General features: G+C 42.9%; 13 protein-coding genes. 5 read left to right on the forward strand and 8 right to left on the reverse strand.

Translation table 11 applies throughout. From position 1 onward, the window contains the following. Positions 1 to 4: 4 nt before the first annotated feature. The 6 genes from BSHG_RS19640 to BSHG_RS19615 all read right to left on the reverse strand — a co-directional run bounded on the left by BSHG_RS19640 (position 5) and on the right by BSHG_RS19615 (position 8,227). Positions 5 to 640, reverse strand: coding sequence for a DUF1566 domain-containing protein (locus BSHG_RS19640; protein ID WP_005814717.1), 636 nt, complete (start codon positions 638 to 640; stop codon positions 5 to 7). A gap of 12 nt (positions 641 to 652) precedes the next feature. Continuing rightward, positions 653 to 2,422, reverse strand: a complete 1,770-nt coding sequence (locus tag BSHG_RS19635) for a DUF4906 domain-containing protein (protein WP_008657217.1) — start codon at positions 2,420 to 2,422, stop codon at positions 653 to 655. A gap of 36 nt (positions 2,423 to 2,458) precedes the next feature. Further along, positions 2,459 to 4,153 (reverse strand): fimbrillin family protein, encoded by a 1,695-nt coding sequence (locus BSHG_RS19630; protein WP_005802524.1) that lies wholly within the window; start codon positions 4,151 to 4,153, stop codon positions 2,459 to 2,461. A 26-nt stretch (positions 4,154 to 4,179) separates the two neighbouring features. Then, positions 4,180 to 5,940 carry a DUF1566 domain-containing protein gene (locus tag BSHG_RS19625; RefSeq protein ID WP_008657218.1) on the reverse strand — a complete coding sequence of 587 codons (1,761 nt, stop codon included), beginning with the start codon at positions 5,938 to 5,940 and terminating at the stop codon, positions 4,180 to 4,182. Positions 5,941 to 5,986: 46 nt separating this feature from the next. Next, entirely contained in the window at positions 5,987 to 6,886 is a 900-nt protein-coding gene (locus BSHG_RS19620; protein ID WP_008657219.1) for a FimB/Mfa2 family fimbrial subunit, read from the reverse strand. Positions 6,887 to 7,024: 138 nt separating this feature from the next. Further along, entirely contained in the window at positions 7,025 to 8,227 is a 1,203-nt protein-coding gene (locus BSHG_RS19615; protein WP_008657221.1) for a fimbrial protein, read from the reverse strand. Between the two features lie 297 nt (positions 8,228 to 8,524). Between BSHG_RS19615 and BSHG_RS19610 the strand changes: the two genes are divergently transcribed. Then, positions 8,525 to 9,403, forward strand: a complete 879-nt coding sequence (locus BSHG_RS19610) for a helix-turn-helix domain-containing protein (RefSeq protein WP_008657224.1) — start codon at positions 8,525 to 8,527, stop codon at positions 9,401 to 9,403. Between the two features lie 162 nt (positions 9,404 to 9,565). Here the strand turns inward: BSHG_RS19610 and BSHG_RS19605 are convergent, their stop codons facing one another. Together BSHG_RS19605 and BSHG_RS19600 are read right to left on the reverse strand one after the other, a co-directional pair. Next, the gene (locus tag BSHG_RS19605) at positions 9,566 to 10,777 is read right to left on the reverse strand and encodes a site-specific integrase (RefSeq protein ID WP_008657226.1); all 1,212 of its coding nucleotides are present in this window, start codon (positions 10,775 to 10,777) and stop codon (positions 9,566 to 9,568) included. 432 nt (positions 10,778 to 11,209) lie between these two features. Further along, complete coding sequence (locus BSHG_RS19600) at positions 11,210 to 12,076, reverse strand: helix-turn-helix domain-containing protein (protein WP_005797785.1); 867 nt, start codon at positions 12,074 to 12,076, stop codon at positions 11,210 to 11,212. Between the two features lie 429 nt (positions 12,077 to 12,505). Here BSHG_RS19600 and tnpA point away from each other — a divergent pair, with 429 nt between their 5' ends. From tnpA to BSHG_RS19580, 4 genes are all read left to right on the forward strand, one after another. Next, on the forward strand, positions 12,506 to 13,441 hold the full coding sequence (gene tnpA, locus BSHG_RS19595) for a transposon Tn4555 protein TnpA (protein WP_004292844.1): 936 nt from the start codon (positions 12,506 to 12,508) through the stop codon (positions 13,439 to 13,441). Between the two features lie 141 nt (positions 13,442 to 13,582). Beyond that, positions 13,583 to 14,701 (forward strand): tyrosine-type recombinase/integrase, encoded by a 1,119-nt coding sequence (locus BSHG_RS19590; protein WP_004338318.1) that lies wholly within the window; start codon positions 13,583 to 13,585, stop codon positions 14,699 to 14,701. 247 nt (positions 14,702 to 14,948) lie between these two features. Continuing rightward, positions 14,949 to 15,806: a transposon Tn4555 protein TnpC gene (gene tnpC / locus BSHG_RS19585; protein WP_004339687.1), complete on the forward strand. Its 858-nt coding sequence runs from the start codon at positions 14,949 to 14,951 to the stop codon at positions 15,804 to 15,806. Positions 15,807 to 16,005: 199 nt separating this feature from the next. Beyond that, the gene (locus BSHG_RS19580; protein ID WP_004338328.1) at positions 16,006 to 16,380 is read left to right on the forward strand and encodes an excisionase family DNA-binding protein; all 375 of its coding nucleotides are present in this window, start codon (positions 16,006 to 16,008) and stop codon (positions 16,378 to 16,380) included. Position 16,381: the final 1 nt, after the last annotated feature.

Consider the following 16,381-nt stretch of genomic DNA (forward strand, 5'->3'; position numbering starts at 1 on the left):
TTGGTTAATAATCACTTACGCATCTCACATTGCTTGAAGTAGTTTTAAGCTGCCAGGAACACTGAGGCACCCCCTGTTTGAAATCGAAATACCATGCATTGGCAGCATCTTCCTCTGTGGCAGCCCAATATATTTTTGACGATACATTTTCCATCTGTGCTGCCGGATAGATAATTCCCACAGGCTCACGAAACAGCCACATCAATTGCAGCTCGCGCTGGGTAGGAACACGCCATTTACGGTTTGGGTCACCGGCTATTTTGTAACTACGGCAGCCCGTGGCAGCAGTTGATCTAAAATCTGCATTCAGATTTCCATTTCCATCGCCTGCACCTTCTGCCTGCATCCAGGTGACATTAGCTACATCGGTAGGAGCTATAATGAAACGCATCGGAATCCTGTCATTGACAATCGGATTCCCACCATTTCCACGGGATACCTGGTGACGGATGGTTGCGTCGTTTTTCATCATTTTGAACCCGGAGACCCATTGGGCGGACCCTGCCAATCCTTCCGCATAAATCACGGCATAAACCTGGCTGTTGACAGTCTCTTTTTTGATATACTGCCCGAAAGCATCTGAAGGGAAACAGAGGCATACCCAAACAATCGGCAGGAGGATATAATATTTAAAACTCATAATTTTCACTTTTCAATGGGTTATATTATAATGAATGGTGTTAACTGCATCCGGATCCCGAAAGCCCCGTACATAGTGACGATCATCATTACTATTGACAGGTGCGGTTTTCACTTCTCCTTTATTCGTGATGATAAAAGCATTAGGACTACCAAGGGCGGTAGATGACCAGTAGCTGGCACTCAACTGACTTGCCGTACTTGCAGAAGAAATCCATGTTCCGATCAGTTCCGAGACGGAAGGAAGATACCATGAAAATGATGTATCACCTCCATTAACCAGTCCATTCAATCCTCCATAACAGGCCTGCGCCGCCGGATAATGCAGATAAAAAATATCATTTGCCTCCAGTTGTCGGGTATTGCCATAACCGTCTGTCAGGGAGGTGGCTCCACGATTATTATACGAACCTATAACCTGCCATCTCACATCCTGTCTGCCGTTTTCCTCACCCCCCACCTGTTGTCCCGTATACTTGCTATCCTGAAAGAAAGCCTCCAGTCTTTTGGAATATTCCCATTTAACGGCAGACGGATCGGTTTTTGAAGCCAAGGCGTTGTCATTTGCATCATACGCTTTAAGTTCTCCGGAGAAATAGCCGGGAATAAACCTTATGACATTGGTGTCATCGTCCGACCTTCCCTTCAGGGTGATATTATAGGTCAGGTTATTATTGGAGTACACACTGAAATCAGTAGTCAGGTTCTTTCCCAGATAAATCTGATAGAGAACGAAATCTTTTACTACGGGAAATGAACCCACTCCATCAGGAGACATCTCTCTACCCATAATTTGGAGATAAGTACCTCCGATTGGCGCGTTATCACGGCGAGTGCCCGAAGTGGAGATCGCTACTGACTGCTGAAGATTGACAGGGAGATAGGAAGACTTCTCATTCAGAGGAAGAGCCTCGCCTACTGTGGAGGTAAGTGGCTTGAACCAATAAGCCGAAAACTGGTTCAGGGGATCTACAGTGGGGAAAACAGCGAACCGCCCCAATGTGTTAAAGTAACTTTTATTGGGAATACTCATTAATATCAAGTCCCAATTTTTTAAGTTACTAAACGCCGGATTATCTGTCTTAACATTAAAAGTGACCTTCGCTACCGTCCGTTTCAAAGCTATGGATAGCTGTTTGGCTTCACCGGTATTTATGGTGGCATCAACCAAACCAGACATGATTATTGCATCTTTCTTCACTCCGTTTACTGTAACTTTATGCAAAGGGAAGTCTTGGTTTCCTGCTTGCGAAATATGCATATTCTGCAAATCCGAATATGTGGAAGTATTTTCCTGCAAAGTATTAAAATCTGTCCCATCAACGTTCGCTATAACCACGAACCGATGTTTAACGACAGTCCCGCCGGGCCCTGTTGTAGTTGCCTGAAGCTCTACATCCGCTGTTGTGATTACCCCATCCTTACAAGGATAGGTAGCTTTACCGAGTAAAGTGGCAGTTTCCGTTATTCCGGCGAACTGTAATACGGTATAGTTATAGACGGCGTTTTCTTTATCAATGGCTGCGACAGCATCTCTTGTAACGGGTGTTTTCACCAATTCGATGTCCATATCCTGATTGGAAACGGACAAAACAGTACTTTCTCCTCCCGAACGCGTGTCGCCCTGAAAGGGGGTATTAAAAGCCTCGGTGCTGAAATTCAACCTGACGGGAACGGTTTCCGAGGATAGAGGCATTTGGGATGAAGGCATCATGTCGTCGTCCGTACACCCCGCCAACAACGGGCATATCATGCATATTGAGAATATTAATTTTCTAATCATAAGAATATTATTCATTCATGAAATTATATGATGTCGTTATTGAAGTTGCCGGATACAACGTACAGAGAGTCTTGTGCTTTTGTCTTGAGCGGATATGTTAGGGCCTCTACCAACAAGAGTGTTATCATCATAATAGAGCATAGCCCAAGCTTTGTCCTCACTTTCTTCGGTTCCTGTCCAGTAAAGTTTCTCCCGGTTTACATCATTCGTTAGTTTCAAATTTATAAATTGTTTAGTACCGGCACCATATATTGCATATACCAATAGTGCCCTGAGCTCGGATGCCCTTGGAAGCCTCCAGTCTTTAAAGCCCCCCCCGTTATATTTCCTGCAAAGTTCTTTTGCAACCAACTGTCCCATTTCATCTTCCCACGGCACCGGTTCAATGGAAACATCTTTTGTAGTCATCTGAAATAGCCTGCAAGCCGGTTCCTGGGTAGCAACATTAGCATCATCCTCTATGATTATACCTTTGGGAGGAGGCGGATCCGTCACCGGTTTGGCCGGCACATATTCTCCGTTGCCACCATACTTCACAGTAGTAAGGTAATTATAATACCGACGGTCACCAGCTGGCAAGTCTTTGTATTTTGGAGGAAATACTTTGCCATTAGCCGTCGTCCAACCACCATTATCCTCGGCATAGTAGAAACTCATCTCTTGATAATTTGTAGGATTAGTTACATTTTGACCAAAATCTCCATCAATACGTGTTGATGTCCAGTTTAAAAGCCGCATATTCAGAGACGAATTATTGAATTCAACGTTATAAGTATTGGCATAACCCTGCTTGAAACCATATGTGTCTCCGTCATTGTTCAGGTGCTCTCTTCCGAGAGAAAAGATTTCTTTCTTTCCGTCAATTATCAATGTGAAAACAAGGTCGTCGTCTTTAACATTTCTATCCATAAATGCAGGAACCAGAAAGTCGTATATTATAGGAGTTGCTGTATCTCCGGAGGGATCCAGTACCTCTGCAGTCCTCACTTCTCCTATCGGTCCCTGAATAGCTCCCTGCATTGCCATACCCGTTGCCGGATTGATCTTTCCTTTGTTTTTAATCCATCCTCCCGATAGGTTGTCTATGGATACGCCGCTCAGCTTGTGACTGCCTTTATCAACAGATTTCGTTACCTTGATACTTATCCAGGAGTAGGCATGCTGAAACTTCAGAGGAATAGTCACCTTGTCTGAGCCACCGGATGAAGGTATCGTATATGAAGTGTTGGTATTGTAGAGTATTTCCTTCTGTTGGGGGTTATTGGTCTGTGTAAAATCAAACGGAATTCCATCAGTGAAGTTCTCGGTTCCGGCAATGGCAGGATAATAAGCGATTACCCTTAGCGGCTTTCCTTCCGGTCCCCGGGGAGTTACCACTGTACCACTAGCGTTATTGCTGAATTCCCAGTTCCAAGGCGCATCGCCCGAAGGTCTACTCATGGTTGCTTTCAGATTACGGGATCCTTCAAAAATCTCACCCCGTGATGCATTATCTTTGGTAACAGACATGCCAAAAATATATTCGTTTTTGGCAAAACCTTCAATGGGAACAAAACTTCTTGTTTCAGTAGTGGTTGCATCAATCGTCGACGCATTGAAATTCAGGAGCACACCGTTTGCCTGAGTCTCTGTCTCGATCCGGTCACTATTATCACAGGCTCCTGCCAGTAATAAAAAGCACGATACAAGGATGATTGTCCCGGATAAATTATGTTTCTTTTGAGTATCCATATTTATTGTATATGATATTTTTTCATTTACTGCGTTTGTCGTACACACCGGATTTTAAATTTTTTCGTTGTTTTGTCATAGGGTGCCGCATTGCCCGGATTCGTAGCATCAAAGTTGATTCCCCAAGCCTGTTCGGAGTGTCTTTTATCTACCTTCGAATCACTTACCAGATATTCCGAACCGCTCCAGTAAGTTCCGCTTAGTGGAGCAAACCCTCTCATTGCCTCCAGGCTCCCTCTATTTAAATAGAGCAAAGCCAGCTCGGAAAGCCGCGGAAGCCTCCAGTCGCCAAATCCGTCTCCTTCATAGTTGCGGCAAATGTCAAAAGCCGTAAGGGTTTTACCCGTTTTCCACGGATTGGCATCTCCACCCGTCACGTCAGTGACATCATCGGCCGATACCATAAGGGAGGGGTATACTCCCTCATAATCAAAAGCCACCTCTATGGTGTGATATAGCGATCCGTTTCGAGGTTCTATCGGATAGGTTATAGCATAAGCGTTATTTGTTTCGTCATAAAATCCGTTATAGTTAAAGTTCATTTTAGTCCCCTTCCAGGTATCTCTCTTTTTAGGAATAGTAAGTCCGGTTGCTGTATTCCACAACAACATGCCACCATTCGTGTTTTGGTACACCATACGGTAACCGATTATGGAAGGCACGGAAACCGCAGGAGGGAATGTCCATGGAGTAAGCTCGGCAGTAAAGCTTATATCTTTCGGTATACTTTTATAGGCCAGTTCGGCTGTATCATAACCGTCATCCGTTACCTTCGTTACGGTAAACCGATAAACATGGTTACGCAATATGTCCATTTTTTCACCCGAAACATCATTTTTGAAATCCACGCGGTAAAATGTTTCTGTTTGCGAACCGTTATATTTACCCCCTACAATAACTGCCAGGCGATCTGTGTGGTTAGCATCATATACATCTCCCCAGTTCAAATCGGCTTCAGGAAGATAGATCTTTCCAGAACAATAAGTATTGTTTATAATATGTGTAATGTCATAAACCTTCGTTTCCGTAGTCCCCACGGGAGAAGGACCTGTTATAGTCACTCCATCCACTCGTCCTGTGGAGGAAAAATTATTTTCAGAAGGCATGTACGCATATTGCTTGCCCGCTTTCCAGATCTGAATCTGGGTCATGTTAAATTTCACCCCGTTTTTATTCCATGTATCATCTGCATTTTTTATACCAATGCCGATATCCACACGCGCCACTCCGCGTATCAGGGACACATCGGACAGACTCATGTTTTCAGTGATCTCTATTGAATTTCCGGAATTGGCTACTCCGAACATCGGGAAGGGACGGGATCCATCGAAAGACGGAATATTGTTCGTCCCGCTAAGCTCTTCGCTCAGCAATGTCTTTTGCACCTGGTCATAAGATTTCCCCGACAGACTGTTCAGGAAACCGTAATCGGGCAGGTTGGCAAGCAACACAAGTTTATACTTGTCATCCGGATTTACACTCTGCAACAATGTAGCATTGAAAGTCCCCGCACTTGCCGGTGAGCCCTTGGCCACATGACGCAAATTGCCGAAACCTGTGCCGTTTACATTAAATTGGAGAATACAAAGGTCTCTGATGGATGAAGCCGGATCATCGGAAGCCGCTACCGCACCACTGTTGGAAGCGGACACAGACAGACTTACAAGGGTGGTGGGGCCCGGGTGACTACTATATGAATCATCGTCCTGACGGCAGGAAGACAATAACAGCACCACCGCAAGGAGCATTACCAACCGAAGTAACTTCGATATAGGGTTATTCGTCATATTCTCTAATTTTATCTTCATTCTATAGTTCTATACTCTATGGAAATCAGTTATACTCTTTCCAGATATATTTCTCTCCCCAACCGGTTATCTCTACCTGCACATCGACATCGAGCTTGAAGTTCAACAGCACGTTCAGGGTTTTACCCACTACGGGAACAAGAGGGCGATTACCGCTATCCGTACTTACGCTTCTCAATAACTTACCGTCATGGTAGATATCAATGATTATACCGCCGCTCCCCATAACAGGAAATAGGTTAAAGGTAGGCATCGTACAATCTTTTCCCACCTCGAAAGAGGGAGTGAATGCATAGGAAGCGGGATCGCCTCCATAACGGCCTTCAAAATCCAGACGGCTGGCGGTTTCATGCACAACGAGTGAGTAAACACCCCGGTTGCTTTCTCCCAAAAGCTCCAATCCGCGGATTGTTATATTCATTGACGCAACCATCCGGGAGACAGACAGTTCCTGCTCTTCCATATGATTAGACGTCGAGGTATTTTCTAAAATAAGTTCTCCGTAAAACAAATCCGCAGGAGGGTTGAAGAGACTCATCTGTGCTCTTGTAGCAGCAGAAGGTTTCAAAGAGATGAAACCGGCAGAGAGCGGATCGCCTTTTTTCAGTGAACCGGCGGACACAGCACCATCCCCGGTATTACACCAAGTGATACAATGAAGTACGGGAATGCCCGGATAATCTAATACAACAAATTCCGAACTACTTATAGGCAGGATGTCTAACAACAGGTCTTTATCATCGAACACGTAGAGGTTTATATCCTTCATTGTTTCTCCGGAGACATCGGCAGGCAGCTTCACCTGAAGGGAAACTCCCTTGAAACAATCATCGGTATTCTCGGCTATGCACCCGGATAACAGCACTGCTGTGAATATCAAGGATAATATCCCCGGCATAAACCGGAATTTGTAGTCACCTGTCATAATGGATATTCTTTCTTATTTTGGATCTTTGATTAAAAAAAGGGGGGACCGTCGCAAGCGAACCGGCAAACGGACACCCTCCGTTTTCTAAAATTTATCTTTCCCGTTTAGAGGAAAAGATTCTCTGAAATGATGAAGTTAGTTGAATTCTTTATTGATTACAGCAACAGCTGTCCATTCGGCAGGAGCTACGGTTATTTCAACATTGGCATCTACACTGGGCTTGGTCGGATCTGTCGTACCACCACCACCGGTTCCGTCTCCCGGATCGAAACTGCCATTCAGGGCTATGTTGATAGAATACCTCTGTCCTGCGTTGAGAATAGGCTGATTCCCTGAGTCTCCGGTTTTCTTCTCTCCAAAATACATTGTAAAGTATCTGGATTCTTTCTCCAGAGTATTATTATCTTTTCTGACATTACATACAACTTCAAGGACTACTCCGGTTGCATTTGGAGAAGCATTTTCAAACACATACCAAGGGGCGGATACAAGAATATTATCTATGACATTGCTTGTAGCACCGGCAGGGATAGTGGTTTGCAAATAATCGGTTGCCTTGACAGGATCAGGGTTTACAGGAGGATTCTCCCATGGCCTCGTGCCCCATGCCAAACCGCCGGCATAAGCGAAGGTTGCAGGAGTGAATGCACCTGTCCATGCACCAAGGTCGGTAGCGGGTAAAAGAACAGAATTGGTCTGTGCCATCATCAGGTAAGCCTGTTTGATAGTAAACCATTTGTCATCTGTAACTCCATCTTCAGTGTCTGCATAGTGCCCTACGTTCTTGCCACCGATAGTAACTTTCAGCGTTTCGATCTTTGCAGCCATAAAATGCAATTTTACGTTGGCAGTGCCTGTATTATCATCAGCATTCATATTAATAGCTCCCCAACCGCTCATCGTCAGGTTAGTTTTTGTCTGGTTGATCGGAAAATTGCCACTCGCCTCCGTACCCAGAGAAGAAACCACAAATTCTTTCAACTTAGAAAGACTAGTTACAGCGTCGAATTTAGTACCGGCCGGTACATTGGCAACCAAAACCACCTGAGAGGCATCCGTAGTGGTGGCAAGCGTTATTTTAGGCTTTAAGTCGTTCCCAGCCACAGGCATCGGGGTCTTGATAAGTGCACCTGCCGTGTTAAAGAAAAACGCAGTCAGGTTATTAACCACTGCATCGTCACTTCCGATAGCTCTTGTCATGCCTTCGCTTCCTGCAAAACGGATGGTCACTTTAGCCGGCGGGGCACTGTCCGTAGGAACAGCCACGTCATCATTCTGCGAACAACTTGCCAATGCCGCTATCGCACACATTGATAATAAGATTTTTTTAACTTTCATTCTGTGATTTTTTTAATGAATAAAATTGATAATGTTTATTTGTTTCAAGCTTAAATATTGTTTTTTACTGCATCTCTATTCTATAATAGAGATTGAAAGGAGAGTAAGCAAATCATAAAACTCTAGTTATCAACAAATTAGTATCACACAACCGACATAATACCTTATGAAAAGAACAATTAATATAATAAGCTAAGGTTTAATTCACAGTATTTTAGTACAATACGAAAAGCTATCAGAACAAGATACTGAAATAATACTGAAGTAAAATGAATAAGCCACCAAACTCAATATGATATGAATAAGAAATCTTCACTTAACAATTTGCTCTATATACAAGAGCATCGTTCATGCAGAAATTACCTGGAAAAGGTAGAAAACGGATTCAAATATATTGAATTCTCACATGAAGAAGTTATTCTGGAAAAAGAAATTTCATGGAACTATCTTTTATTTGTTCTCGAAGGAGAATGTGTCATCAATTGTAATCAGTTTAGAGAACGTTTGTTTCAGGCTAACTGTATGGTGCTACTCCCCAAAACGGCTATGGTTGAAATTAAAGTCATAGCCGGTACCCGGTTACTCTCCTTATCCTTTGATGTTCCCTTAAATGTATGTGATAAGTTCATATTACAATCGTTAACAGGACTATGCAGGAAACTGGATTATAATTTCCAGTCACTCGCTATCCGTTATCCCCTTCCTCCTTATTTGGAGATTGTTACGTATTGCCTGACCAATAAGATGGATTGCGGACATTTTCACACTTTGTTGCAACAGGAATTATTTTTTTTACTCCGGGTTTTTTATCTGAAAGAAGAATTAGCCTTATTGTTCCACCCGATCATCTCAGCAGAATTATCTTTCAAAGATTTTGTCATTGGCAATTATTTTAAAGTAAGCAATGTAAATGATCTCATCTCCCTCTCCAATATGTGTAAAAGCAGCTTTTACTGTAAATTTAAAGAAGTATTCGGAATGACGGCCAAGCAATGGTTGCTGAAACAACGGAACACACATATATTAAATAAAGTGATGACCTCAGAGACTACAGTCGGAGAGTTGATGGAGGAGTTTAGATTTGAGTCACAAGCTCATTTCACCCACTATTGCAAGCAGCATTTTAATTGCACACCACGGGAGTTGATTATGAAATATCAGGTTGTAAATCAGTAGTTTTTAACTACTTTGTGAAGTTTTGTACGAAATATCAAAATTATTGTTCTTTTTGGCAATAATGGCAAACTGACAATGTCGTACTTTTGTAGCGAGAAAGATAGATTGATGAAAAATATGAAGTATTAATCTCTATTATAGAATAGAGAAATACAGAGGAACTCATTTTCTCTCCAGAAGATTATTTACCATCTTATTGATCCGGTGAAGAGGAGCCAAATCCAATTCCTTAAGATAGACAAGTGTCATTTCTTCTTTGGTATGCCCTAATCCCGCACTGATTGCCGAAACCGGGGCCCCGTATTCTCTGGCCAGTGTTGCCCATGTATGGCGCGCGGTGTACGTAGTCAACGGAGGATCAATCTTCAGTTTCGCAGAGATTATTTTTAAGTGCCTGTTGGTACGTCCTAAAGCTGTACGATACTGAGTATATTCATTTGCATTGTTTTTGATAACCGAGAATACATACTCTTCTGCATTGTTCGTATTATTCCCATGCTCGTCTATAATGGATTTGATCTGGGGTGTAATGACTATTTGTATCAATTGTTTTGATTTATGTCTTCTATAGATAATCCGATTACCACTTATATTTTTCCACTTCAGATATGCAATGTCAACAAAAGCCATTCCCTGGGCATAGAAACCAAAAAGAAAAAGATCCAATGAACGTTTTAACTCTGCATCGGAATGCAATGACAGACAAGCCAATTTAACCATCTGTTCCCGATCTAATGCACGTTTTACTGTTTTACAGGGCTTGGTACATATTTCCTTGAACGGATAATCGCATGGAGAAACCAAGCCGTCCTTTACCGCGAGATTATACAATGCCCTGAAGTTCCTTAAATAGTATCCGATCGTATTTTCCGTAGCCCCATTTTTGGATAAAAAGTCTCTGTAGCAAGTTACAAAGCGGTGGTTCACTTGCGATATTTTCACCTCTTTCTTACCGATATATTTGGCAAGTGAAGCATAGGTACTTTGATAAGCAGCGGCGGTTCCGTTTTTCATTATTGATTTTTTCCATTCTATTTGTGTATCAATGTAAGGCAGTAATAAGAATTTCCCGGTCACTTTTGAAAACATGACAGTAGTGATATCATTTATTGTATATTCCTCACCACGGCTTTCCAGTCTGCGAACTCGTGCGGTCAGTTGCTTATAGATCCTCAACAATTCGCGACTGATTTTGCAACCGGTATGGCAACCCGAAACAACATTTCCGGCAATAATTATAAAGTCCTCTTCTTTCATACGGTATTTCGTATAAATTATTTTTTTGCGCTTTTGGTGGATTAGCTGGAATACCACCGGATAATTCCCATCTTTCAATGCACGGGTCTTGTTCAATTTTAATTTTACTGATGTCATAAGTTTTAATTTAATATAACAAAATTATCTTTTCGGGTTGCAAATAAAAGATTCCTCCAGCAATTGCGCAAAAGATCGATACCAAATCCTTTATTGAACTTTTGTATTCCGAAATAATTTTGTTAACGAGCCTCCTGTTTACATCAGGAGGCTACAGTATACCGGACGTCAAGTGACTTTCGCAGTTATTTTATTTGTGTGCTTTAAATTCATTTTTTTAAGAAGTTATACTGCATAATCCAGCGACAGAACTATGTGTGTGCTACTTGTCCTAATGCCTATCATATAAGATCTGCGTCTTTATTAATTCTCTTTTCTTCATTACCATAAATACTGAATATGAGTGCAGGTTATGTCTTCTTATTTCTTGAATACAAAATTATGCAATAAAAAGAAGAAGCTTATTACCAATTTGCGTATAAAATCTACCAATTAAGGCAAGGTACTCATATTATCATCCTTATTGCTGTTTCTTATTTGCATCGGAGCGGCACCCAAATGTTGCTTACAATAAAAATTAAAATGCGAAGAGGTTGCAAATTTAAATTCATACATGATCTGCTTCAATGAGATAGCGGGATTCATCAATCTTTGTTGTATCTGCAAAGCCTTCCGTTTCTGCATCCATTTATAAGGAGATTCATCAAAATTCTCTCTGAAAAGCTTTTCAAACGTCTTTATGCCATACCCTAAAAGACCGGCTAACTCTTTAACGGTTTTCACTTTTAAATAATTATCCAACACCCGTTCGTTAAAGAGCGGATTGCTGCCTAATATAAGATAAAATATCTGTATTATCTCCTCATACGTATAGAAGTGCTTGAACATGAGATACAGTTCTTTATGTTTCAAAATGTACATATGATGACAGTTTATTCCGGACTCAAGATAATGCTTCATTTGATTCACTACTACTTTGACTTCGTCCTTCATCACTACTCCACGGCAATCGAACTTCACGCCGGCCTTTATTTTATATAAAATTCTTGCCCTGACACTCGTACATGGGAAAATGGTGGCGTTGTATCCTGTAAGAATCAACACTGTTTGCGTAACAGCTTTCCATTTAAAACAGTTGTTTTTAGGCAGAAAAAACATTTCATTTTCCAACACGGACCGATTAGTGTACTGCTCAAAACTAATTGTAATTTCACCTGAAAGAATAAAAATAAAAAAACTGGTAGTTCTATTATTCAATTCCATGCACTCTCCCTCTTTCATTATAATATACTGAGGTATCACTTTAAATTCCGGAGAGAAATAAGGACAAATATCCGGTTGTTGGTTTAATTTTTGCATGATTGTTTGTATGCGATTAAGTTTTAAAACTAATAAAAAGATAGAAAAGCACCAACTTATAAGATCTTTTTTTGTATTTATAACCATAGAACAACCAAAACTAATCAGAAATATCCGAGTGTAAATCTTTAATTACCAGCATATTCTAAAATTTAACACTTTTCGGTTGCCATTTGTCGCTTCCCAAATTTCCACATATTTTTGAGACGTATTTCTGACGTGGAGAATTTGCGGGGCTTGTTTTTTGTCACACCGTGCAGACAGTTGACAAGGGTTTACAACCGTTTACGACAAGCGACAATAACCGCCCCGATATGCGGAAACAGTCACACTGTGTAGAAAAGCGACAATGGTTGACTTCCGTTCACATCCGTTTACCATTTCAGAGATATAGGATTGAAGAAATGAACCATTAAACGATAAAACGGTATGAAAGCAACCAGAAAATGCAGTTTTTGCGGCAAGTCCTTTGTAACCCGAAGCGGTATGCAAAGATATTGCAGTGAGGCTTGTCAGGCAGAAGCCAAACGAGCCAGAGTGATGCAGAAGAACAACCTCTTCAAAGTCGCCCAACCCTTGATGGAGATACAGCATCAGGAGTATCTCACCTTTTCCAAAGCAGCCATCCTCATGGGCTGTTCCCGACAGTACATTTACAAACTTGTAGCCATCGGCAAGCTGAAAGCCTCACGCATCAGCAACCGCATGGCATTCATCCGCAGAGCCGACATCGAGCAGATGTTGGAGGGCAATCCCTATCACCGCATCCTGCCCGGCAACACCTCCACACCAAGGAAATCATCTTCATCTTCCTTACCTGCCAAAAGAGAAAAAAGGGAAAAGGAAAGCGAAGAAGTGTTGGACTTCTATTCGGGCGAGGAGGTGATGTCCCTTTTTAAGGTAAAGCAGTCATGGCTTTACACTTCCGCCAAGCGTAACCATATCCCCATCTGCCGTATCGCAGGAAAGAACTATTACAGCAAGAAGCATATTGACGAGTTTTTCGGTGTGGCAGTTGATATTAGCGAAATTACCGACTGGCTACTGACCGAGGAGGTGGAGGAACTGTTCGGCATGAAGCCGACCGCACTCCGTGCCTACACCTATCGCCATAAGATACCCACTAAAAGAGAGTACGGGCGTACCTATTACTCCAAATCACATTTGAACGAACTCCGCAGAACTGACCTTGTGAACGATGAACGCTACTATACCGTTGAGCAGGTGCAGCAAATCTATGGTCTTTCGTCAGCCAACATCTGCCATATCGTCAAGGTGAAGCACATCGAAAAGATAAAGGTGGGTGTGAAAAACCTGCTTTTGCGCTCAGATGTGGAGCGTGTCATGGCTGAAAGGAACAAATAACCGTGAAAAATCGGGATTATCGAAAATTATTTCAAAATGATGTATCGTGGAGGTATTCACGGATATTTCACGTTGTTCCTTTGCCATCGGAAACATGGATACAACTCCAAAATGTATACAACCAATTAAAACATAATTATTATGAGTAAATGCAAAACAGTTACCTTGCGTAAGCGCAAGATTAAGAACGGGACACAGTATTCACTATGCCTTGACTACTATCCCGGCTACCGTGACAATGTCACCATGAGAGTGATTACACGTGAAGCCTTAGGAATTTACATCTTCGCCAAACCTGCAAACCAGCAGGAACGGGACTTCAACGCACGCATGATGAAGAAAGCGGTCATCCTGCGCAACCAGCGCTACGAAGCCATTTTCAATGAAAACAACGGCTTTTTTGACAAGACCAAGATGAAGGGCGATTTCCTTGCCTATTTCAAAGGACTGGCTGACCGCAAGAATATCAAGTGGCAGCACGTATACAAGCATTTCCAGCGGTTCGTGAACGGCAAATGCACCTTTGAGGAGGTGGATGTGGATTTGTGCCGCAAGTTCATGGAATACCTGCTTGATGCACCCCAATCCATCCACACCAACCAAAAGCTGCACATCAACTCCGCAGCAGGCTATTGGTCAACTTTCCGTGCCGTGCTGCACACCGCTTACCGTGACAGGAAGATAAAGGAGAACCCAAACGGCTTCTTAGACCGCATCGAGTGCATTCCCACCATCAGGGAGCATTTGAGCCAAGAGGAACTGATACGGCTTGCCGAAACACCCTGTGAGGAGGAGGTCTTGAAAAAAGCTTTTCTTTTCGCCTGTCTTACGGGACTGAGAAAGAGCGACATCAGACAGCTCACGTGGCAGCAGATACAACCATACACCAACGGCAGGATGTTCGTTACCACCCGTATGCAGAAAACCAAAGAAATAGTGCATAACCCCATCAGTGATGAAGCCTATGGACTGCTGGGAGAACGGGGCGAGGGACTTATCTTTGAGGATTTCAAGGACAAGATGCTGCAAGGACCACTCCAACGGTGGCTCACGGCAGCAGGGATAACCAAGAAAATCACCTTTCACTGTACCCGCCACAGCTTCGGAAGCCTGCACGTGGAAATGGGAACGGACATGGCTGTCATCCAAGCCTATCTCGGACATAAGAACATTACCACCACACAAATCTATTCCAAGATAGCAGCGCAGCAGATGTGTCAGGTGGTGGACAAGATAACCTTGAAGCGCAAGGAGGCATAAATGTCTCACATTGACAGGTATTCAGAGGGGCGGTTATGGCTACAAGGCTATAATCGCCCCTCTATGTTTTTGGCTTGATGCCACCATTTATAAGCCCCTCAGAGTATGAAACAGAGTATGATATGATGACATTTCGTGAAATACATTGAAAAAGACCGTTCTAACCGCAAATAACGGGCAGTAATTGGGAAAAATAGCATTAACTTTGCACAAAATAATACAGGAACATTCAATCTCTCAACGAAATATGGAATCATCAATCAAGGACAAATACATCATCTTGGGCTTTGTCGGCTTCGCCATCGTCCTAATATCTTCCATTGCCACGCTGGTAATAGCGGACAGCTTCAACCAAGACAACTTTGTCAGGTGGATAGTATTCGTATGCTGTAACCTGTTGGGATGGTTGCTCTATCTCTCCTTTCAGACACTTATCTTTGATACATACGAAATCTACAAAATCAAGTTCGGCAAGAAAGAAACGATTGCCGAAGCCATAGAGGTGCAGGAAGAACTGTCACAAAATACACTTGAAGAAGCCACATCTGTGCCTGGACCTACATCAGTCCCTGAGCCTGTACCCGAATCATCCCCGACAAAAGAAGAGACACTTATCCAAACACAACCGATAGAGCTTACTATCGCCCCGGATCTTCACGAAAAGAACCGTGCCAATTACGCAAGCAGAGAGCAACGGGAAAAGGAAGAGCGCATCCGCATGGTCATGGAGTATTGCCATTATTACCTGCCTCGCATTGCCGACCAAGAAACCGTGAACCACATCTGTACTGAGGTGGACAAATGGATGAATCTTAACACTTATACCCCGAAGCCCATACAAAGACCGTTTACCAAAGACATCAACAACATTCCACTCCGTCACTTCGTATGGAATATCTCTGAGCGTTTCCTGTACAAGAGATACTACAATGGGGATAACCGTGCCAAGTTCATCAAAGCCCTTTTCCCGAAATCGTTTGCTGATACAGACTTATCAACCATCAAGAATTTCAAGGTAGAGCCGTTAAAGACGGAAATTCCCATTGATGAACCCGAAAACGGCAAACTTGATTTCCACTATCCCGAGGATTATGTGCGGAATTAGGATAATCACGACACCAACGACAACCATCCGGTAACTCATAACCGCCTGTTTTACATCGTTTCCCGAGTAATTTTACCCGTCATTTATGGCTGGGCTTAATTATTCGGGAATTATTTTGCAATGACGTGTCGTGGAGATATTCACGGATATATCATTTCAGTCCTTTGCGCCAAGTCTTACAAAAGAGACGAGTACGCGAATGGAAAAATCAATTCTTACCTTCAACGACCTCCCCGAGGTTGTCGCTCAGCTTCGAGACGAAGTGATGAGCCTGAAAAGCCTGCTCGCCGAGCAGCGCAGTGTGAACAATGCCAAAACGGTGGACACCCACGTGCCCATGTCTGTGGACGAGGCAGCAGAGTATTTAGGTATCCCTAAGGGTACGCTCTACATGAAACTGTCAGAAGGGACAATCCCTGCCACCAAGCCCGGCAAACGCTATTGCCTTTACCGTGACGAACTGGACAAGTGGCTGGAAACCGCCCGAAAGAATCCCATACCGTTGTCAGACGAGGAACTGAACAAGTCCTTATCCTCTTCCCACCGTCGCAAGCCCAACCCACGTAACTGGTGAA

It is taken from the genome of Bacteroides sp. 3_2_5 (genome assembly GCF_000159855.2).
Lineage (GTDB): Bacteria > Bacteroidota > Bacteroidia > Bacteroidales > Bacteroidaceae > Bacteroides > Bacteroides fragilis.